Origin of the sequence: Collinsella sp. CLA-ER-H8, from assembly GCF_040092335.1 — a bacterium.
Lineage (GTDB): Bacteria > Actinomycetota > Coriobacteriia > Coriobacteriales > Coriobacteriaceae > Collinsella.
Genome location: NZ_JBBNLU010000001.1, coordinates 87,737 through 108,755, shown reverse-complemented (window position 1 = coordinate 108,755; position 21,019 = coordinate 87,737). Strand labels below are relative to the sequence as shown.

Genomic DNA, 21,019 nt, shown 5'->3' with positions numbered 1-21,019 from the left:
TTGGACTGCGAATCTTAGTACTGCCACATGTGGTTGACGGGGCCGGAGCCTTTGCCCATGTCAAAGCCGGCGGCGAGAGCGCCCGTTAGGTAGGCCTTGCCGGCATTGATGGCGTCGGCAAGATCCATGCCCTGCGCCAGCGCACAGGCGATGGCGGACGAGAGCGTGCAGCCGGTGCCATGCGTGTTACCGGTCTCGATGCGCTTATGGCGGAACCACGTGGTGAGCGGATCGCCCAGGTGGTTGCCCTCGTCATCGAGCGGCGCGGGCTCTGCTAGCACATCGTTGGCCTCGTTGACAAAATGCCCGCCCTTAACGAGGGACGCGCAGCCAAAGCGGCGGGTGAGGAGCATGGCAGCGTTTTGCTGCGTGCGCTCGGAATCGACCTCGTAGTCGAGCAGCGCCATGGCCTCGGGAATGTTGGGCGTGATGACGGTCGCCAACGGGAACAGGCGACGTGTGAGCGCCTCGGCGGCATCCTCGGCAATGAGGCGAGCGCCCGAAGTGGCGACCATGACGGGATCGACGACGATATTTTGTGCGTCCCAGGCACTCAGGCGGTCGGCGATAACCTCGATAATCTCAGCAGAGGAAACCATGCCGATCTTGACGGCGCTGGGTCGGATATCGTCAAAGACGGCATCGATCTGCGCCGCGACAATATCCGGGGAGACATTCTGCACGGCGGTGACACCGAGCGTGTTTTGTGCGGTGATGGCCGTGATGGCTGTTTCGGCATACAGACGGTGCGCCGTGATGGTCTTGATGTCTGCCTGAATGCCGGCGCCACCGCTGGAATCGGATCCTGCGATGGATAGAACGGCTGGTACCTTACTGTGATCCATGTTCGCTCCCTTGTCCGGTCGGATTCAAATGGGTCTTTTACCCCGCATTATAAAGATGCCCGGGCCGGCGATATGCCGAACCCGGGCGCGAGATGCAATTTTTACGCAAATGCAGGCAAATGTTCACATGTCAACAATTGACGAACACCTTGTGGCCGTTTGTGGCTCCGGTGACGAGTTAGTCCTCCATGCCGAGGTCGATCGTGGTGCCCTCGAAGATCTTGTTGACGGTGCGGACGGCGCACATCTTGCCACACATGGTGCAAGTGCCCTCGGTGGCGGCGGGGGACTCCTCGTAGCGCTTCTTGCCCGTAACCGGGTCGAGCGCGCACTCCCACATGGCGTCCCAGTCAAGCTTGCGGCGTGCCTGGCCCATCTTGTCGTCCATGTCGCGGGCGTGGGGCACCTTTTTGGCGATGTCGGCGGCGTGTGCGGCGATCTTGGTGGCCATGAGGCCGTCGAGCACATCCTGGGCGTTGGGCAGGCATAGGTGCTCTGCCGGTGTCACGTAGCACAGGAAGTCGGCACCGGAGCTGGCGGAGATGGCGCCGCCGATGGCAGCGGTGATGTGGTCGTAGCCAACGCCGATATCGGTCACCAGCGGCCCGAGCACATAGAACGGGGCGTTGTGGCACAGGCGCTTCTGCAGTTTCATATTGGCAGCGATCTCGTCGAGCGCCATGTGACCCGGGCCCTCGACCATGACTTGGACGCCGGCGGCCCAAGCGCGCTTGCATAACTTGCCGAGCTCAATCATCTCGGCAGTCTCGGTGGCGTCGTTGGAGTCGTAGAGGCAGCCCGGGCGGCAGGAGTCGCCGAGCGAAATCGTCACGTCGTACTCGTGGCAAATCTCGAGCAACTCGTCGTAGAACTCATAGAACGGGTTCTCGTTACCGGTGACCTCCATCCAGCCAAACAACAGTGAGCCGCCACGGCTCACGATGTTCATCAGGCGGCCGGTCTCCTTAAAGGTCTTGGTGACCGACTTGTTTATGCCGCAGTGGATGGTCATAAAGTCCACGCCGTCCTCGGCATGCGCGCGCACGACTTCGAACAGGTCGTTCTTGGTGAGCTTGACCAGCGGCTTTTCCATGTAGCCGATGGCGTCGTACATGGGGACGGTGCCTACCATGAGCGGTGTCTCGTCGATGAGCTGCTGGCGGAACTGGCGCGTCTTGCCCGAGTTGGAGAGGTCCATGATGGCGTCGGCGCCAAAGTCCTCGGCGATCTTGACCTTCTTCCACTCTTCGGCGGCATCGGCCTTATCGCCCGAGATGCCCAAGTTGACGTTGACCTTGGTGGACAGGCCCTCACCGACGCCAAAGGCGCGCATGCCCTTTTTGATGTGCACGATGTTGGCGGGAATGGCGATGCGGCCGTCGGCCACGCGCTCGCGGATGTACTCGGGGTCGCGATGCTCGCGCTCGGCGACTTCCTTCATCTGCGGTGTGATCTGCCCGGCGCGGGCGAAGTCGATTTGCGTGACGAGCTTGGGCTCGGTCTGTGTGCTCATTGGCACGGCTCCCTTCGTTGGCATTACCCATATCAGGTTTGCGGGTCAGGGCGGGCGCGCCCAGTCTCAGCCTGCCGTCTTGTCCTGCAAGCTCCCCGTTTATGTGGTGGGCTCAAGTATAGCCTGAATGGGTACGATTGGGCCAACGAGCGTGCCTGTGGGGAGGCGAACATGGAAGACAAGCATCTATATCGAGAGACGCAATGGGATGTATCGGCCGAGGAAAGCCGTGCGCACCATGGCCTTGTCGCGATTGGCTTTGCGGTGCTTGCCGTGCTGGTGATTGCCTTTTGTATTTGGACGTTTGGCGGTCGCGGCGGCGCTGCCTGGGAGTTTGAGGCCGACGAGGGCCTGCCGATTATGACGGTGAGGAGTACTGGCGGTAATGCCAATACGCTCGCCGTTCCGGGCGATTATTGGTACCCGTGCGATGAGTTTGTGCAGTTGCAGCTGAGTGGTGGGTCTATTCCTGGTGAGGAAATCGAACGCGTGACGTATGATGCGACGTTCAAAACGTTGACGGTGAAGCTCAAAGATCAAGGGGATGTGCCCACGACGATGGATATCGCGCTGACGGAATGGCGCCTGGAGCCCCCGTCGGGTGTTGCGGTGTCCGAGGTCGAGCACGTCAAGATTGTCTATCAGGACGGTTCGACAAACGGGATTGCAAAGGCCGACGGTCTAGCTGAATAGGTGTCGAGCCTAGCAGCCAATTCATAAAAGTTGCGGTGGAATAGTTCCTGATTGTGCGAAAAAGGCTCAAATAGGAATTATTCCACCGCAAGTTATATAGAGAAGGCTGAGCGGGTCAGTGTTGGGTGCCGGCTCTAGAGCATCTGTTCGTTGATGAACACGAGGGTGCCTAGGTATGAGAGCTCGGGGACGTGGCGATAGCCGATGTTGAATGCGGTAAGTTCGCTTGCATCCTCGAGCTTGTTTTCTGCCATCCACCGCACCATGGAGCCGCGCGCCTTTTTGCTGGCGGTCGACCGTTGGATGGGCTTCCCGTTGCGGATACCCTCGCCAAAGAGGCACGTGACGGCTGTGGCGTCGCCCGCGAGGTGGGGCAGAACGGCTTTGGCATACTCTACGCTGGCGAGGTTGACGATCGTGGTGTTTGAACCTGCCGGGGCGATAACCCGCGCGAGCTTGTCGCTCCAAAACGCGTAGAGGTCTCGGGCATCGTCAACGGCGAGCTTCGCACCCATCTCCAGCCGATACGGTTCGACGGCATGAAAGGGGCGTACGCATCCGTAAAGGCCCGAGAGGATCCACAGATGGTCTTGCAGCCATGCGAGCTGCGCGGCATCCATCACCTCGGGTGCCATGCTCTGGTATTGAATGCCGTGATAGGACATGACGGCGGGGGAGGTATTGCGGGCGATATCGGGATTGTCGAGGTCGCCGTTTTCCAAGATGGGCTCGAACTCATGCAGGGTGTTGAGGCAAGGCCCCAGCAGTTTGTCACTCACGTTCCATAGCGCCTGCAGGCCGCCGCTGCCTTCATTTCGCTCAATATCTAGCAACGCGCGATGCAGTCGAGCCGTCTCGCGCGCAAAGGGCGGAATGCCCAGGACTTCAAAAGCATCTTGGGCCGAGCGCATCTGCTTGGCGGGCGAAATGATGACCTGCAGCATGGACTCTCCTCTGTCAAAAAGGAAGTTGCGGTGGAATACGGTCTGTTTTGGCCGTTTATAGGCCAGTTTAGTCCGTATTTCACCGCAAGTTATGAAGGGCTGGTTAGGCGCGCTCGAGGAAGGCCTTGTAGCCGCGGTAGGCCTCGTAGATATCGGCCTTGTTGGCGACCTCCCATAGGGCGTGCATGGACAGAACGGCAACGCCGGAGTCGATGACATTCATGCCGTACTTGGCCATGATGTAGGCGATGGTGCCGCCGCCACCTGCGTTGACGCGGCCGAGCTCACAGGTCTGGAAATCCACGCCTGCCTTGTCCATGATGTCGCGGACGAGGGCCACATACTCGGCATCGGCGTCGTTGGAGCCGCCCTTGCCGCGGCTGCCCGTGTACTTGTTAAAGCACAGGCCGCGACCCATAAAGGCGGCGTTCTTGGTCTCGAACTTGGCGGCATAGCCCGGGTCGAAGCCGGCGGACACGTCAGAGGAGAGCATGCGGCTGCGGGCGAGCGCGCGGCGCAGGGCCAGCGGGCTACCCTCGCCGGCGAGCGTCATGATCTCGGCGACGGTGTTCTCGAAGAAGCGGCTCGTCATGCCGGTGGCACCCACGGAACCGATCTCCTCTTTGTCGACGATGAGCGTGATGCTCGTGCGCTCCACGTTGGTGACGTTGATCTGGGCGAGCATAGAGGGGTAGGCGCAGACGCGGTCGTCGTGGCCATAGCCCAAGATCATGGAGCGGTCGAGGCCCATGTCGCGGGCGGGGCCGGCGGGCACGACCTCGATCTCGGCGGAGAGGAAGTCCTCCTCCTCGACGCCGTACTGCTCTTTGAGGATGTCCAAGAACATCTGCTTGACGGGCTCCTTGGGAGCGTCCTTGTCGTCCTCATCGAACTTGACGGGGCGGCCGCCCACGATCACGTCGAGGATCTCGGCGTCGACGGCGTCCTTGGCAGGCTTGGACATCTGCTCGCTCGAGAGATGGATCAGCAGGTCGGAGATGGTAAAGACCGGGTCGTCGGCCTTGTCGCCGATGTTAATGTCGACGGTGGTGCCGTCCTTTTTGCAGATGACGCCTACGAGTGCGAGCGGGGAGGCCACCCAGTGGTAGCTCTTGACGCCGCCGTAGTAGTGCGTGTCGAGATAAGCCATGTCGCCGGCCTCGAAGGCGGGGTTCTGCTTAAGGTCCAGGCGCGGCGAGTCCACGTGCGCGCCCAGGATGTTAAAGCCCTGCTCGAGCGGGGCGGTGCCCAGGTTGACGAGCATAAGGTCCTTGCCGTGATTGGCGGCGTACACCTTGTCGCCTGCCTTGAGCTCGCGGCCTTCGGCGATTACGGTCTCCAGGTCGACGTATCCCGCCTCCTCGGCCATCTTGATGCCGGCCTTGACGCACAGGCGCTCGGTCTTGTTCTCACTCAAAAACTGCTTATAGCCGCGGCAAAGCTCCTCGAGCTCCTCGATTTGCTGTGGCGTGTACTTTTTCCATGCGCAGGGACGCTCCATGACGCAGGCTCCTTTCGGATCGATCGTGCTGGTTGATGTACCGTGAGCCATCGTATCACGCGCGGGCTCACGGTGGCGGGGGAGCTTGATGTGAGGTGGCCGCGGGGCGGGGAGCGTGTAAACTGGAGTGAGCAAACCGTGCCCAGCCCAAAGCGAGGTATTCAATATGTCTGACAAGCGCCGCACCTTTGCCGTTATCGACGGCAACTCGCTCATGCATCGCGCCTTCCACGCCGTGCCGCCGACCATGAACGCGCCGGACGGTCGCCCCACCAACGCGATTTTTGGCTTTCTGAACATGTTTCTTAAGATGATCGACGCCTTTAACCCCGACGGCGTTGTTGTGGCGTTTGACAAGGGCAAACCGCGCGTGCGCATGGAGATGCTGCCGCAGTATAAGGCGCAACGCCCGCCCATGGACCCCGATCTGCATGCGCAGTTCCCTATGATTAAGGAGCTGCTCACCGCGCTCAACGTGCCGATTCTGCAGTCCGAGGGCTGGGAAGGCGACGATATCCTGGGAACCATGGCGCGCCTGGGTGAAGAGGCCGGCTGCGACATGCTACTGGTGACCGGCGACCGCGACATGTATCAACTCGTGACCGAGCACGTCAACGTGGTCTCGACCCGCAAGGGCCTGTCCGACGTGGCGATTATGACGCCCGAGAGCGTGGACGATCTGTATCACGGCATCACGCCGGCGCTCGTGCCCGACTTTTATGGTCTGAAGGGCGACACGTCCGATAACATCCCCGGCGTGCCGGGCATCGGCCCCAAAAAGGCGAGCGCGCTCATTGCGCAGTACGGTAGCCTGGACGAGGTCATCGCACATGCCGACGAGGTCAAGGGCAAGATGGGCGAAAACCTGCGCGCGCACATCGACGATGCCCTGCTGAGCCGCAAGGTCGCGACCATCCGCACCGATGCGCCCGTTGAGCTCGATTTTGAGGCGACGTCCTTCCCGGCGTATTCTGCCGATGAGGTTTCCGCGGCGCTGGGCACGCTTGGTATCACCGCCATGCAGAACCGTTTCTTGGCGCTGATCGGTGGCGAGGGCGGGGCTGCGGCCACTGCCAGCACGTTTGAGATTCCCCACGTTATGCGCGCTGCCGCCGGCGATGCCGAGGCGCTTGCTGACGTGGCGTCCGAGGTTTCGCGTGCGATCGAGGCGGGCGAGTGGGTCGCCGCCGTGGTGGACGACGACAAGGAAGATGGCGCGCTCTTTGGACTGACGCGCACGCTGTGGTTGGCGACGTCCAAGGGCCTGTTCGCGCTCGAGGAGGGCGACAGCTGTGCGGTGGCTGAGGTTGAGGGCTTCAACTTCGTCCACGGCGTGATTGCCGGCGTGCTCGCGCGTCTGTTTATGGAGGGTCGCGTGGCGAGCCCGGATATGAAGGCGCTGTTGCACGAGCTTTCGCCCATCGATTCTTCTGAGCCCGAGCTCATGGATCCGCTGGCAGTTGATTCCACGCGCATCTTCGACACCGTGGTTGCCGCCTACCTGTTGGATTCCGACCGCTCCGAGTTTGATGAGGCATATCTGGCCGATACCTATCTGCAGATGGCGCTGCCTGCGGCGTGCGGTGCAGAGGGTGCCGGCGAGGACGCTCCCGCGCCTGCCGCCTGTACTGCGGCTCTGACGCTGGCGCTCGTGGCGCCGTTGCGCGAGTGCATGGCCCGTGAGAATGCCGCCAACGTGTTCGATGGCATCGAGATGCCGCTCGTTCCGGTACTTGCCAAGATGGAGCGCACGGGCATGCTCGTGGACCCCGATCGGCTGCGCAGTCTGTCCGAGGGTCTGGCGACCCAGATTACCGAGGTTGAGCGCAGTATTCGCGACCTTGCCGGTGACGAGACCTTTAACATCGGCAGCCCCATGCAGCTGTCGCATGTGCTCTTTGATGTGATGGGCCTTCCGACCAAGGGTCTCAAAAAGACCAAGCGCGGTTACTATTCGACCAACGCCAAGGTGTTGAGCGACCTTGCCCGCGACCACGAAATCGTGCGTCTGATCTTGGATTGGCGCGAAAAGTCCAAAATCAAGTCCACCTATCTGGACACACTGGGCCCGCTGCGCCGTGGTGACGGTCGCGTGCACACCACGTACAACCAGACCATCACGGCAACGGGGCGTCTGTCCTCGAGCGACCCGAACCTGCAGAACATCCCGACGCGCTCGGAGCTGGGTCGTACCGTCAAGACGGCGTTTTCGGCAGGCGAGGGAAGCGTCTTTTTGGCGGTGGACTACTCGCAGATCGAGCTGCGTCTGCTGGCGCATCTCTCGGGTGACGAGCACTTGGTGCGCGCCTTTAACGAGGGCGAGGACTTCCATGCCGAGACGGCGGCGCGCGTGTTTGGTGTGCCGGTGTCCGAGGTAACGCCCGACCTGCGCAGCCGCGCCAAGGCCGTGAACTTTGGCATCGTGTACGGCCAGCAGGCCTACGGTCTGTCGCAGTCGCTGCATATCTCGATGGCCGAGGCGCGCGACATGATCGATCGCTACTACGAGGCCTACCCGGGCGTGCGTACGTTCCTCGACAACGTGGTGGCGCGCGCCAAGCAGACGGGCTACGCCGAGACCATGTATGGCCGCAGACGCCATATTCCGGAGCTCAAGGCCAAAAACCCGCAACTCCGTGGCTTTGGTGAGCGCACGGCCATGAACCATCCCATGCAGGGCACCGCCGCCGACATCATCAAGATCGCGATGGCCCGCGTAAGCCGCCGTCTGGAAGAGGAGGGCTTTGCCGCCCACATGATCTTGCAGGTACACGACGAACTGGACTTTGAGTGCCCCATCGACGAAGTCGAGCGCCTAACCACCATGGTCCGCGACGTCATGGAACACGTAGTAGACCTCCGCGTCCCCCTAATCGCCGAAGCTTCGACTGGAGTGACCTGGGCAGACGCCAAGTAAGGGCACGACCACAATTCCAAAGTAACCAAAACCAGAAGGACGCCCCTCATCAACAAGGAGCGTCCTTCGTTCAATAAAAATCAGCCAAAGTATCTAGGCGCCAAGACGCCATCCATGCGGCAAGCAAGTCAACGTAGCCATGCCCGGGGCCGGCCGTTTGATTTTTGTAGATTCCGCACGAGCCGAAGAGCACTTAATGTGCTCTTCGAGCGAGCCCAGGACCTGACCGAACAAAAATCAAACGGCCGGCCCCGGGCATGGCGGCGAGTTTAACGAGCCGCCAGAATGGCGTCGATGAGCGTCAGTACGCCCCCGTCGTTGTTGCTCGGAATGCGCCACTTGGCGTGCGCGTTCATATGCTCCTCGGCATTGTCCACGATAAAGCTGTGACCGACGCGCTCGAGCATGGGGATGTCGTTGTAGGTATCGCCCACGGCGGCGGCATCGGCAATATCGATGCCCAGGTGCTCGCACAGGTGCGCGACGCCGGCGCCCTTGTCGACGCCCAGGTTCATAAAGTCGATCCACTCGCGCCCGGCGTTGGTGACGTAGAGCTTGTCCGAGAACTCGGGGCTATAGGTCTCGCGGAATGCGGGCTCGGCATCATAGGCCGGGAAGAAGATTGAGATCTTGTTGGACTCGATATCAAGGCCCTCAAAGCTGTCGACGTAGTTGATTGTGTTGTAGTAGACGCTGATCTCGTCGTGGTATTGATGGTCGCGGGCAAGCACGTAGAACTCGTCGAAGCAGCACAGGACGGGGACGGCGCGAGGGTCCTCCGAGGCACGGCTCAAGACCTGCTGATACAGCTCCACGTCAATATTGCTCTTATAGATATAGCTGCCGCGATAGATCATGCACGCTCCGTTGTCGGGACAAAAGGCGAGGCGGTTCTTGATGCCCTCGAACATCTCCTCGAGCTTGGGGGCGGGACGTCCGCTGGCGGGGCAGAATACGATGCCGGCGTCGGCGAGCTTGTCCAGGCGCTCGTCAAGACCCTGGGGCAGCACACGCTCGTCGGTCAGCAGCGTCTTGTCCATATCGACGGCGAGAATCTTAATGTTGCCGATGTTGGCGTCCGATTCGTAAGTTTGCATAAAAATGCGCCTTTCGTTTCGAGATTGTTTCAGACGTTATAACCATCAACTAGTAGTCGAGCGTATTTTCGCAGGAATGGTGCGTATTTGCACTGCAATTCACAAACTAATGAAAAAACTTTTCAGAAATTTGAATTTGTCGCTTGCGCAGCGTGCACTTTATCGTAATATAGCGAACATCGAAAACGGAGACGGAAAAACAACCGCTTACCGAGGAAAAGGTACCGTTTACGATATTAGAATTGCGCCCGGCGATAGGTGAAAGGAGAGGCAGATGCAGTTCGTAAAGATCATCACCACTGCAGACAATGCCATCCGACGCCAGCGCGCAATTTCCCGACGACGATAACAATCGTCTCTGTCCGCATGGGGCGAATTGCCTCAACAGAGTCATTTTGAGGTCGTTGGGTTTTAGCACGACATTGCTGCATGTTTCTAGGGCATGTATGTGCTGATTTTTGCTATTTAACCTGATATTGCACGGTATATGACCTTGAAATGACTTGCAACTGACCGATGTTCTAACTAGCTACCAAGGGCGAAAGGAAACAGCCATGAGCAAGGAAAAAGTCGTTCTCGCATATTCCGGTGGTCTTGATACATCCGTATGTGTCAAGTGGCTCCAGGACGAGAAGAATCTCGATGTCGTTTGCGTCTGCGGCAACGTGGGCCAGGAAGAGACCGGACTGGATGCCAAGAAGCAGAAGGCGCTCGACCTGGGCGTTCTCGATTGCCAGGTACTCGACCTGCGCGACGAGTTCTCCGATGAGTTCCTGACTAAGGCCATCGCCGCAAACTCCATGTACGAGAACAAGTATCCGCTGCTCTCCGCCCTGTCTCGCCCGCTGCTTGCCAAGAAGCTTGTTGAGGTCGCCCACGAGTTTGGCGCGACCTACGTCGCCCACGGCTGCACCGGCAAGGGTAACGACCAGGTCCGTTTTGAGGCCGCCGTCAAGGCCCTCGACCCCGAGCTCAAGGTTATCGCCCCGGTTCGCGAGTGGGACCTGAAGTGCCGTCCCGACGAGGTCGCCTATGCCCACGCCCACAACGTGCCGGTTCCCGAGGGTGCCAACGACAACCCCTACTCCATCGACGACAACCTGTGGGGTCGTGCCATTGAGTGCGGTCACCTGGAGGATCCCTGGAACGAGCCACTCGACGACGCTTGGGTTATGACCAAGAACCCCGAGGACACGCCGGACACCCCGACCTACACCGAGATTGAGTTTGAGGCCGGCAAGCCCGTCGCCGTCGACGGCAAGAAGATGAAGCTCTCCGAGATCGTCATCGCCCTCAACAAGATTTCGGGCGACAATGGCTTTGGCCGTCTCGATCTGGTCGAGGATCGCCTGGTGGGCCTTAAGAGCCGCGAGTGCTACGAGGTTCCCGGCGCCCTGACGCTCATCACCGCCCACAAGGCGCTCGAGGACATCTGCGTCGAGGGCGACCTGCTCAAGACCAAGATTAAGCTCGAGCAGGATTGGGCCACCGCCGTGTACAACGGCCAGTGGTACAGCCCGCTCAAAAACGCGCTCGATGCCTTTATGGCCGATACCCAGAAGTTCGTGACCGGCACTGTCCGTCTGAAGTTCTTTAAGGGTAACTGCCATGTCGTCGGCCGCAAGAGCCCCTTCAGCCTCTACGACTACGGTCTGGCTACCTACGACCGCGACACCACGTTTGACGAGAAGGCCAGCGCCGGCTTTATCGAGATCGATACGCTGTCGCTCAAGACGTGGGCAAAGGTCCAGGGCCCCAGCTCTGCTGCCGCCCAGGCCTAGCGCCTCCTTCCCTTGGTATCCGCGCGGCCCATCCGCGTGATACAAAACGGGCGCACGGGGTCCCTACCTTTCGTTATGCTTGCTGACACTTCTTAACATCGGTGGCCCCTACGTTCCGCCCGCATATATGACGCTGCGCTTGCGGCTGAGTCCGAGCCCCGCCGGGGTTGTCCGGCGGGGCTCCTTCTATCAATTTGGCGGCTCTGCGCCTATATATATGAGGAGTATCCATTATGTTCAATGCTATCGCGCATGCTTTACTTGCCCTCGCGCCCGAGCTCGATGCTGCAAAGGTCGAGGACGTCCCTATGAGCCTGAAGGCTTGGATTGACGGTTCGCAGGGCAACATCCGGAGGGAGACGTTGGGTGCCAAGTGCATGGTGCGTCACTTCTTTGCAAATTAGCTACATGGCCCCGCATGCAGTGGGAAATGTGCAAAACTAGCGGTTGGTAAATCGCTTTAGCGACATGGCACATTGCTTTGGGCGCTTCGTTTGGTATTTGATGAAAGGGGACGATCCCATGGCTCTTTGGGGCGGTCGTTTTGAGGCGGGCGTGGCCGAGGTCACGCAGGAGTTTGGCGCGTCGCTGCCGGTCGACAAGCATCTCTATAAGCAGGATATCGCCGGCTCTAAGGCGCATGCCAAGATGCTGGCCGCTCAGGGCATCATCAGTGCCGAGGACGAGCAGGCGATTGCCGAGGGCCTGACCGGAATCGAGCAGGATATCGATGCCGGCAACTTTACCTTCGATATCAACGACGAGGACATCCATATGTCTATCGAGAGCGAGCTGACGCGTCGCATCGGCGAGGCCGGTAAGCGCTTGCATACCGGACGTTCGCGCAACGACCAGGTGGCGACCGATACGCGCCTGGGCGTCAAGGCACTGGCCAAGGAGCTCATGGAGGCCAATCTTGAGCTGCGCCATGTGCTGGTGGATGCGGCTAAGAAGTATGACAAGGTGATTCTGCCGGGCTACACGCATATGCAGCACGCTCAGCCCGTGCTGCTCTCGCATCATCTGCTGGCGTATTCCTGGATGTTCGCGCGCGACTTTACGCGTCTAAAGGCCGCCTTCGATGCCGCTGATAATTGCCCGTTGGGCGCCGCCGCACTTGCCGGTACGAGCTATCCGCTCGATCGCCAGATGACGGCTGCCGAGCTTGGCTTTGCGGGCGTGATTCCTAACTCACTCGATGCTGTTTCCGATCGCGATTTCCTGCTCGACCTGCATTACGCCGGCTCCGTCATGGCCATGCACCTGTCGCGTCTTTCCGAGGAGATTGTGCTGTGGTCGAGCTCCGAATTTGGCTTTATCACGCTTTCCGACTCGTACTCCACCGGCTCGTCCATCATGCCGCAGAAGAAGAATCCCGACTTTGCCGAGCTTATTCGCGGCAAGAGCGGCCGTGTGTATGGCAACCTGGTGCAGCTGCTCGTGACCATGAAGGGCTTGCCGCTCGCATATAACAAGGACTTGCAGGAGGACAAGGAGGGCGCGCTCGATACCGCTCACACGCTCATGCAGTGCCTGTCGGTTATGGCCGGAATGATTTCGACTTGGACCGTCAACGAGGATGCCATGGCGCGCGAGTGCGGCGTGGGTCACCTTGCCGCCACCGATGTTGCCGATTACCTGGCTAAGCGTGGTCTGCCGTTCCGTGAGGCACATGCCGTGGTGGGGCATCTGGTTCTGATGTGTGAGAAGCGCGGCTGCAATCTTGAGGACCTACCGTTTGAGGTGTTCCAGGAGGCAAGCCCGCTCTTTGAGCGCGACATCACCGAGGCGCTCGACATCCCGTCGATTGTCGCCGCGCGCACGACCGAGGGCGGCACCGCTCCTGCCGCCGTTGCCGTGCAGCTTGAGCGCGCCGAGGCACAGCTCGTGGCTGACGAGGGTGTGTTTGGGTCACTGACTAAGGTCGTCGAGATGGGCCACGGGGTAAAGTAGGGATTTGGCTGAAGCCGTTTTGGCCATTTATTGATAAATCGTTTTCACTTTACGGGCGCCTGCTGATGTGGGCGCCCGTATTTTGTTGCTATGGGGGAGGGGCTTGTCGAGAACTTCTGTAGGACCTTTGGGCAGGTTGTGAAGGGGATACGTTCGCGGGCGGCAACCGACCGCCTGCTCTGTTCGATGCGGTTGATGGGCGGTCGGATGGTACTCTAATCGGGCTTCAAAACAGAAGTGACACATATGGAACGCTTCAATAAATTGCAACGTTTCAATAAACAGCTTTTTGTTTAACTGCAGCTAAAACTCTGTTACGATGCAGTCCAGGCGGGTGCCGGAATGGGACTTGGGCACGCGCGAACCTACTTGAAAGGCTACCTTATGGCTATCGAGAAGACCTTCATCATGATTAAGCCCGACGCCGTGCGCGACCGCAAGATCGGCGAGATTGTTGCTCGCATCGAGCGCAGCGGCCTTGTCATCGAGCGCATGGAGATGACCACGCTCGAGCGCGCTACCGTCGAGGAGCACTACGCCCATCTGGCCGACAAGCCCTTCTTTGGCGGTCTCTGCGACTTTATGACGAGCGGTCCGGTCGTCAAGATGGTCGTTTCCGGTCTCTCCGCTGTTGCTAAGATGCGCACCCTCATGGGCGCTACCAACCCGCTTGAGGCTGCTCCTGGTACCATCCGCGGCGACTTTGCCGTCGATGTCAACGCCAACGTGATCCACGGCTCCGACTGCCTGGAGAACGCCGAGATTGAGATCAAGCGCTTCTTTGGCTAAACCAGCTTTGACTCCTTAAAGCTGTTAGCGTGTGGCTTGGGCGCCGCGGAACTCCATCCGCTGCGCCCTTTTATTCCAAAATCTATGCAGGGGCCCGCTCGGATATGTGTTCCGAGCGGGCCCCTGCTGTTAGCTTGTGGCACTGAATAGTTTAGGCTTCGTCGACGATCTTAAGGCCGCGCGTGCGATCGATCTCGTTGAGGAGGTTAACGCGACGCTCGTGACGACCACCCTCAAACTCGGCGTCGAGCCACTCGTCGACAATCATCTTGGCGAGCTCGGAGCCCACGACGCGGGCGCCAAAGGCGAGCACGTTGGTGTTGTTGTGCATGCGGGAGAGCTTGGCGCTGAAGGGCTCGGAGCACACGACGGCGCGAACACCTTCGACCTTGTTGGCGGCCAGGCTGATGCCGACGCCGGTGCCACAGATGAGGATGCCCAGGTCGACGTCACCGTTGGCCACGGCCTTACCCACCTTGTAGCCGGCGATGGGGTAATCGAAGCTCTCGGAGGTGTCGGTGCCAAAGTTCACGACCTCGCAGCCGCGCTCCTTCAGGTGCTCGGAGATGATGTTCTTGAGCTCGACGGCGGCGTGGTCGTTACCGATACCGATCTTCATGGATGGTTCCTCTCTGGTCTGTGCGGCGCAAATGCTAAAGGTGTTTACCGCGTTCGACTGCATGATAGCGCGACTTTTGCGTAAACGCTCGAGCGTTTTTTGGTCAAACGCTTTAGCAGGCAACAAGACTGGCTTCTCGTGAATGAATGTCGTCAGTTTGCGCTTGAGCGCCGTCTGCCGGAACCATGGTTGCGGTTTTTGATGCATTGTTATCAAATAAAGGAGCTAACTTTTTTGAGAGCCCAGCCCGTTATGCAAGCAGGAGATACCTATGCCTACCGATTCCATCCGTGATGCCGCGTTTTGCGATGTTTTGAACCGCGAACTTGTCTGTGCACTCGGCTGCACCGAGCCCATTGCCGTTGCCTATGCAGCGGCGCTGGCGAGTCAGACGCTCGGTTGCGAACCCGATCATATGGACGTTGCCTGCTCGGGCAACATCATCAAGAACGTTAAGAGCGTGACCGTGCCCAACTCGGGCGGCATGCACGGTATTGAAGCGGCGGCCGTGCTGGGTGCCGTGGGCGGCGACGCCAAGAGCGCGCTCGAGGTGCTCGAGAACGTTGACGATAAAGACCGTGCGCGCGTGGCCGAGCTTCTCGCCGACGCCGGCTACTGCGATGTGTCGCTTGTCGAGGGTGTGCCCAACCTCTACATCAAGGTGACAGCGACGGCCGGGGGCCATACCGCGGTCGTCGAGATTACCGACCACCACACTAATGTCACGTGCCATACGCTCGATGGTATTCCGGTATGCGGCAAGTCAGCGGGGGAGTGCGCCGCCTGCGCCGAGCGCGTGGTGGCCGAGCGTGCGGCAGATAACGCCGATACCCCTATGAGCATTGAGTCCATCATCGACTTTATCGAGGACGGTGACATTGAGGACGCCCGTGCTGCCGTTGAGCGTCAGATTGAGCTGAATGGCGCGATCAGTGCTGAGGGCCTTGCGCACGCTTGGGGCGCCGAGGTGGGTCGTACGCTGCTGGGTGCTCGTGCCGATGACGTCGCCTGCCGTGCCCGTGCCCGTGCGGCCGCCGGGTCCGACGCCCGCATGAACGGTTGCGCGCTGCCGGTCGCCATTGTGTGCGGCTCGGGCAATCAAGGCATTACCTGCGCATTGCCCGTCATGGAGTATGCCGAGTACCTGCGTTGCGACCACGAGCGCCTGGTGCGCGCCGTGATGCTGTCCGATCTTATCGCCGTGCATATCAAGAGCTATATTGGTGCGCTCTCGGCGTTTTGCGGTGCTATTTGCGCCGCGTGCGGCGCCGGCGCCGCGATTACCTGGCTGTGCGGTGGCACGCGCGAGCAGATTGGCGCGACGGTCTCGAATACGCTCGGTAACGTGGGCGGCATCGTGTGCGACGGCGCCAAGGCGAGCTGTGCCGCCAAGATCTCGGCTGCCGTCGATGCGGCGATTCTGGGCCATGATATGGCCATGCAGGGCCGCGGCTTCCGTGCCGGCGAGGGTCTGATCCAGGATACCGTTGAGCAGACAATCGCCAGCATGGGTTATGTGGGCCGTGTCGGTATGAAAGATACCGACGTCGAGATTCTCAACATCATGATCGGCAAAACCCAGGTTTGTTAGTTACGCGGTTTTACCAAACCGCGTAACCAGTCGACGCTGCAAGCCCGCCTGAGCGGCAATCTGCCTTTCAACTTCGGCGGCATGACCAGAAGGTCAATGCCGCCTTGTTTCAAGGCACCTTGCTCGCTCTGGCGGGCTTTCGCTGTCGTTGCCAAAACATCGGCGCCATCTTTGTAATGTGAAAAGGGGCTGAACCTTTGTCACATTCGGTCTGCGGCGTTATTTTGTTTGGAGCGAGCGAGGGGGTACTACGACAGTTCGTCGGCTATTTGGTGTTCGTAGAAGGCTTCTACTACGGCGTTAAAGTCGCGGGCGAAGTCTTCCATGGTTCCGCGCCAGGTGGCTCGGCTGGACTTGCCCTGGCCCACAAAGGCGGTTTGGATGCCGCAATCGGGGGACGGGAAGTCGCGTTTGGGATCGTTGCCCACCATAAGGACCTCGTGTGGCTCGAGCCCCATCACCTGAAGCTGTTCAAGATAATAGGTGGCATCGGGCTTGCAGCGGGTGGTGTTTCCCATGTGCGTGACAAGCTCAAAGGGGGCGTCGGCCAGGTCGCCCCAGCCCATGCGGCACTCGATGGCCCCCTGCGGAAAGCTGGGGTTGGTAAAGAGCGCGCAGCGCAGCCCTGCGTCCTGTACGGCCTGAAGCGCGGCGTGTGCGCCCGGCATGGCGTGGGCGTTAATGACATCGTCGTTCTTGTGCGGAAGAACTTCGCGGTCGTAGTAGGTAAACGCCTCGTAGATGAGGGGATCGGAGAGGCAGATCCCGCATCGGCGCTCGACCTCTTCTTGGTAAAACTCAAGATTGGTGCGGTTGTCCGTGCCGCTGCGGCGATTGGCGTTGAGGTCGACCAGGATGGTGCCGAGGCGTGCCATCGTGCCACCGCGGCTGCGGCGCCCGATATCCGCGAGCATCGAAGAGACATCCTTAAAATAGCGAAGGATGAACGCGTTGAGGTTGATGCTGAGAAGCGTTTCGTCCATATCGAAAACGACTGCTTTGAGCACGCGGGCACCTTTCTCGAAAAATCGATCTAGAATCGTTGGCTCCGGATACTTTACCCCAAAGCCGAATGCCCGGCTGGTTATCGTCAAGTTGCGGAGACGTGTGTTCATAAGATTACGAAAAAGTCTCCACACGAGTAAAAAATCGCAGTTCACGCTTGAAATCGAACTCATTTCCCCGTAACCTATACGAACGTGATTGCATAAGCGTCACATTAGTATCTGTCGGCTCCCGAGTGTTCCTAAACGTTGTGTGCTTGTCGCACCCTTCTGTAGGTCCTAGCAATCGGGGCCCCGTAGTTCGAAAGGGGTCCACCTTTGAGTGAGATTCAGAACTCGTCCATTTTCTCTCTTGACGATGTCAATGAGGAGGAGATGAACAACCTCATCGACGGTACGATTACCGACTTTGATGAGGGCGATCTCGTTAACGGCACTGTCGTTAAGATCGAGCATGACGAGGTGCTCGTTGACATCGGATTCAAGTCCGAGGGCGTTATCCCGGTCCGCGAGCTGTCCATCCGCAAGGACGCTAACCCTGCAGACATCGTTGCACTCGGTGATCCCATCGAGGCTCTGGTTCTCCAGAAGGAGGACAAGGACGGTCGTCTGGTCCTGTCCAAGAAGCGTGCCGAGTACGAGCGTGCTTGGAACCGCATCGAGGAGAAGTTCAACTCCGGCGAGAACGTCGAAGGCGAGGTTATCGAGGTTGTCAAGGGCGGCCTGATCCTCGACATCGGCCTGCGTGGCTTCCTGCCCGCTTCCCTCGTCGACCTCCGTCGCGTCAAGGACCTCACCTCCTACATGGGCACCCGCATCGAGGCTCGCGTCATCGAGATGGACCGCAACCGCAACAACGTCGTCCTCTCCCGTCGCGTCGTGCTCGAGGAGTCCCGTAAGGCCGAGCGCTCCGAGATCCTGTCCAAGCTCAAGTCTGGCATGCGTCTCCAGGGCACCGTTTCCTCCATCGTCGACTTCGGCGCCTTCGTCGACCTCGGCGGTATCGACGGCCTCATCCACATCTCCGAGCTCTCCTGGAACCACGTCAACCATCCTTCCGAGGTTGTCAAGGTCGGCCAGGAGGTCGAGGTCGAGGTTCTCGACGTCGATCTCAACCGCGAGCGCATCTCCCTGGGTCTCAAGCAGACCACCGAGGATCCGTGGCGCGCACTGGTCAAGAAGTACCCCGTCGGCGCTATCGTCGAGGGCACTGTGACCAAGCTTGTCCCGTTCGGCGCTTTCGTCGACCTGGGCGAGGGCATCGAGGGCCTGGTGCACATCTCCGAGATGGCCAACAAGCACGTCGATCAGCCTTCTCAGGTCACCCACGTGGGCGACAAGGTTCAGGTCAAGGTCATGGAGATCGACCTCGACCGTCGTCGTATCTCCCTGTCCATGAAGTCCGCTGCTGAGACTCTGGGCGTCGAGATCGAGGTTACCCCGCTTCCTTCCGAGAAGAAGGACGAGGAGACCGACGCCGAGTAAATCGGTTTAACGATCACTTGTTTTAAGGGATCCGTCCGCAATGGACGGGTCCCTTTTTGCATTTGGTGCCGAGATGCACGATGCTGCCCATGCTGTCCACAGGCTATTTGGTTGTCGCTGCATGAAAAATGCCGACATCCCGCCTCGGGGAGGAGGCGGGAACGCACCGAGTAGGCGGAGGGGTGCGGAGCGCGGTCGCGTCTCGACTGACGACGTTGCCCATCGACTGAACTATTGTAGCGCATGGGTGGTTCTTGGTTTATCGTGCGAGCGCTTGTGTTGTGCCATTGCCTGCGGCAACGGTGTGCTACACTCTTGCACTGCTGAGTGGGCCAGACGGTCGCGCGATGTGCTGCTTGCAGCACGCGTGAGGAAAGTCCGGGCTCCAGAGGGCGGGATGCCGGCTAACGGCCGGGCGGAGTGATCCGACGGAAAGCGCCGCAGAAAAGAAGACTCCCACCTGCGTCGCAAGGCGTAAAGGGAAAAGCTGAAACGGTGGTGTAAGAGACCACCAGCGTCGTGGCAACACGGCGGCTTGGCAAGCCCCATCCGGAGCAAGCGCGAATAGGAACGCTATGGGCCGGCCCGGTCCGCGTTCGGGTAGCGTGCGTGGAGCTGCACGGTAACGTGCAGACAAGATAAATGACCGTTCACGACAGAACCCGGCTTATAGGCCCACTTGGCAACTATGTTGACGCTGCGAACCCGTCAGCGCGGCAATCTGCCTTTCAAGCCTTCGGGCATGACCATAAGGTCAATGCCCTCGTCTTTCAAGGCACCTTGCTCGCGCTGACGGGTTCTCGCCTTCGACGGCGTCAGCTGGCCGATTTGGCGCTCATTCGTCGGTCGCCGCCATAAGGCGTGCTCCCTCCTCTTTCGGGCCAAATCGACTCAGCTGACGCCGTCTCGCTGTCTTTGCCTGATCATCGACAGCCTCATTTTTGTTGCAATCTCGACTTTCAAGGCACCTTGCTCGCGCTGACGGGTTCTCGCTGTTGGTGACGGCATCATTGGCGTTCCCGTTCTTGTTGGCGAGGGCAATGGTGCTGTCTTTGCCGTATTATTGAGGCTGTTTGTTGCTGCACTTTATTCTGTTGAGGGGCTTTGTTGGACAGCTATTTTACTCTGCAATCGAATATTGAGGCTTCGGGCGAGTTTTTGGACCGCAAGAGTCGGTTTATTGCCCAGCTGGTCCATATTGAGTCCGAGGAAGAGGCGAATGCCTTTATCGAGATGGTTCGCAAGCGTCATTACGACGCTCGACACAATGTTCCCGCGTGGATTTTGGTCGATGGGCGCGAGCGCCAGAGCGATGATGGTGAGCCGAGCCGCACGAGCGGCATGCCGACGCTCGAGGTGCTGCGCGGTGCGGGGCTCAAAAATGTTTGCTGCGTGGTGACGCGCTATTTTGGTGGCACGCTGTTGGGGCCTGGTGGCTTGGTACGCGCCTATACCGCGGCGACGCAGGCGGCGGTGGCCGCGGCTCAGGAGGCAGGGCAGATCGTTGAGATGACAAGCGTCGTGCCGGTTGACGTGCATGTGGCCTATCCGCAGTATGAGCAGGTGCTTCGTTTGGCGCAGGATTCGGGTGCCAAGGTTTCGGATACCGATTTCGCGGATGCCGTGACACTTCATTTTGTGTTTAAGGCAGGGGAGCAGGAGTCGTTTTGCGTTAAGATGCGCGAGCTTATGGCGGGGCGCGAGGAGATTGAGGTCGGCGCTCCCGAATTTTCCGAGTTCTAACGGCGACGGCCGGCGTGCTTTTGGATGGATCCCAAGCGCGCCGGCCGTCGTTTTTCTGTTGCTGCTGTTTACTCGGCGAGCTGCCTTAGCACATCGCAGGCGATCTCGACGGCATCGTCGATGCAACCGGGGCAGCTGCGGAGCGGACCCTTATCCGATCCGATGCCCTTGAGCGTGCCGCAGACGGTCGTCGTATTCTTCTCGCCAAAACGCTTGGCGATTTCGCGCGACAGCTTGTAGGTCTGGCCCTTGGTCTTGGGGTTTTCCATGCCGTCGCTCATTACAAAGCCCATGATGGCTACGGCGCCCGAGATAGCGCCGCAGGTTTCGGTCATGCCGCCCATGCCGGCACCAAAGCCCTCGGTGAGGGTAAAGGCGATCTGGGGGTCGAGCCCGACGGCGGGCGCGAGCGTGCAGGCGACGGCCTGGGCGCAGTTAAAGCCACGGGCGTGGTACTCGGCAGCCTGAGCCTGACAGGCGGTGATGTCGAGCTGGGCCGTATCGATTTGCTTCATCGTTGTCTCCTTGGTCACGGTGTACCCGC

17 protein-coding genes, 1 other RNA gene and 1 riboswitch are annotated in these 21,019 nt (G+C 59.8%); of the genes, 10 read left to right on the top strand and 8 right to left on the bottom strand.

Going from position 1 to position 21,019, the window contains the following annotated elements; all coding sequences use genetic code 11:
* Positions 1-14 precede the first annotated feature (14 nt).
* Positions 15-845, bottom strand: coding sequence for a bifunctional hydroxymethylpyrimidine kinase/phosphomethylpyrimidine kinase (gene thiD / locus AAAX72_RS00475; protein ID WP_329960396.1), 831 nt, complete (start codon positions 843-845; stop codon positions 15-17).
* A gap of 178 nt (positions 846-1,023) precedes the next feature.
* Entirely contained in the window at positions 1,024-2,358 is a 1,335-nt protein-coding gene (gene thiC / locus AAAX72_RS00470; RefSeq protein WP_349128528.1) for a phosphomethylpyrimidine synthase ThiC, read from the bottom strand.
* Positions 2,351-2,466: riboswitch (TPP riboswitch) on the bottom strand. Its footprint overlaps the gene before it by 8 nt.
* A 63-nt stretch (positions 2,467-2,529) precedes the next feature.
* Here thiC and AAAX72_RS00465 point away from each other — a divergent pair.
* A complete protein-coding gene (locus AAAX72_RS00465) occupies positions 2,530-3,051 on the top strand; it encodes a hypothetical protein (protein ID WP_349128526.1) in 522 nt (173 codons plus the stop codon).
* Positions 3,052-3,185: 134 nt separating this feature from the next.
* Here AAAX72_RS00465 and AAAX72_RS00460 read toward each other — a convergent pair whose 3' ends face one another.
* Together AAAX72_RS00460 and AAAX72_RS00455 are read right to left on the bottom strand one after the other, a co-directional pair.
* Complete coding sequence (locus AAAX72_RS00460) at positions 3,186-3,995, bottom strand: YaaA family protein (RefSeq protein ID WP_225093442.1); 810 nt, start codon at positions 3,993-3,995, stop codon at positions 3,186-3,188.
* Positions 3,996-4,098: 103 nt separating this feature from the next.
* The gene (locus AAAX72_RS00455; protein WP_349128525.1) at positions 4,099-5,496 is read right to left on the bottom strand and encodes an aminopeptidase; all 1,398 of its coding nucleotides are present in this window, start codon (positions 5,494-5,496) and stop codon (positions 4,099-4,101) included.
* 166 nt (positions 5,497-5,662) lie between these two features.
* Here AAAX72_RS00455 and polA point away from each other — a divergent pair, with 166 nt between their 5' ends.
* Entirely contained in the window at positions 5,663-8,413 is a 2,751-nt protein-coding gene (polA, locus tag AAAX72_RS00450) for a DNA polymerase I (protein WP_349128523.1), read from the top strand.
* 269 nt (positions 8,414-8,682) lie between these two features.
* Here the strand turns inward: polA and AAAX72_RS00445 are convergent, their stop codons facing one another.
* A complete protein-coding gene (locus AAAX72_RS00445; protein ID WP_349128522.1) occupies positions 8,683-9,510 on the bottom strand; it encodes an HAD family hydrolase in 828 nt (275 codons plus the stop codon).
* A 554-nt stretch (positions 9,511-10,064) separates the two neighbouring features.
* On the opposite strand from AAAX72_RS00445, the gene AAAX72_RS00440 reads away from it, so the two are divergent.
* From AAAX72_RS00440 to ndk, 4 genes are all read left to right on the top strand, one after another.
* The gene (locus AAAX72_RS00440; RefSeq protein ID WP_035138001.1) at positions 10,065-11,291 is read left to right on the top strand and encodes an argininosuccinate synthase; all 1,227 of its coding nucleotides are present in this window, start codon (positions 10,065-10,067) and stop codon (positions 11,289-11,291) included.
* 233 nt (positions 11,292-11,524) lie between these two features.
* Positions 11,525-11,695, top strand: a complete 171-nt coding sequence (locus AAAX72_RS00435) for a hypothetical protein (protein ID WP_349128521.1) — start codon at positions 11,525-11,527, stop codon at positions 11,693-11,695.
* A 118-nt stretch (positions 11,696-11,813) separates the two neighbouring features.
* Positions 11,814-13,244, top strand: coding sequence for an argininosuccinate lyase (gene argH / locus AAAX72_RS00430; RefSeq protein WP_217107783.1), 1,431 nt, complete (start codon positions 11,814-11,816; stop codon positions 13,242-13,244).
* A gap of 384 nt (positions 13,245-13,628) precedes the next feature.
* The gene (gene ndk, locus AAAX72_RS00425; RefSeq protein ID WP_035138006.1) at positions 13,629-14,033 is read left to right on the top strand and encodes a nucleoside-diphosphate kinase; all 405 of its coding nucleotides are present in this window, start codon (positions 13,629-13,631) and stop codon (positions 14,031-14,033) included.
* 151 nt (positions 14,034-14,184) lie between these two features.
* Here the strand turns inward: ndk and rpiB are convergent, their stop codons facing one another.
* Complete coding sequence (rpiB, locus tag AAAX72_RS00420; protein ID WP_349128519.1) at positions 14,185-14,652, bottom strand: ribose 5-phosphate isomerase B; 468 nt, start codon at positions 14,650-14,652, stop codon at positions 14,185-14,187.
* A gap of 271 nt (positions 14,653-14,923) precedes the next feature.
* Between rpiB and AAAX72_RS00415 the strand changes: the two genes are divergently transcribed.
* A complete protein-coding gene (locus tag AAAX72_RS00415) occupies positions 14,924-16,243 on the top strand; it encodes an L-serine ammonia-lyase, iron-sulfur-dependent, subunit alpha (protein ID WP_349128518.1) in 1,320 nt (439 codons plus the stop codon).
* 248 nt (positions 16,244-16,491) lie between these two features.
* On the opposite strand, the gene AAAX72_RS00410 is transcribed toward AAAX72_RS00415, so the two are convergent.
* Positions 16,492-17,358 (bottom strand): HAD family hydrolase, encoded by an 867-nt coding sequence (locus AAAX72_RS00410; protein ID WP_349128517.1) that lies wholly within the window; start codon positions 17,356-17,358, stop codon positions 16,492-16,494.
* A gap of 207 nt (positions 17,359-17,565) precedes the next feature.
* On the opposite strand from AAAX72_RS00410, the gene rpsA reads away from it, so the two are divergent.
* The 3 genes from rpsA (at position 17,566) to AAAX72_RS00395 (ending at position 20,475) form a co-directional block, all read left to right on the top strand.
* Positions 17,566-18,732 carry a 30S ribosomal protein S1 gene (gene rpsA / locus AAAX72_RS00405; protein WP_022095232.1) on the top strand — a complete coding sequence of 389 codons (1,167 nt, stop codon included), beginning with the start codon at positions 17,566-17,568 and terminating at the stop codon, positions 18,730-18,732.
* A gap of 324 nt (positions 18,733-19,056) precedes the next feature.
* An RNA gene (gene rnpB, locus AAAX72_RS00400) (RNase P RNA component class A) lies at positions 19,057-19,418 on the top strand.
* Positions 19,419-19,836: 418 nt separating this feature from the next.
* Positions 19,837-20,475, top strand: coding sequence for a YigZ family protein (locus AAAX72_RS00395; RefSeq protein ID WP_349128515.1), 639 nt, complete (start codon positions 19,837-19,839; stop codon positions 20,473-20,475).
* 68 nt (positions 20,476-20,543) lie between these two features.
* Here AAAX72_RS00395 and AAAX72_RS00390 read toward each other — a convergent pair whose 3' ends face one another.
* The gene (locus AAAX72_RS00390; protein ID WP_349128514.1) at positions 20,544-20,990 is read right to left on the bottom strand and encodes a C-GCAxxG-C-C family protein; all 447 of its coding nucleotides are present in this window, start codon (positions 20,988-20,990) and stop codon (positions 20,544-20,546) included.
* Positions 20,991-21,019 lie beyond the last annotated feature (29 nt).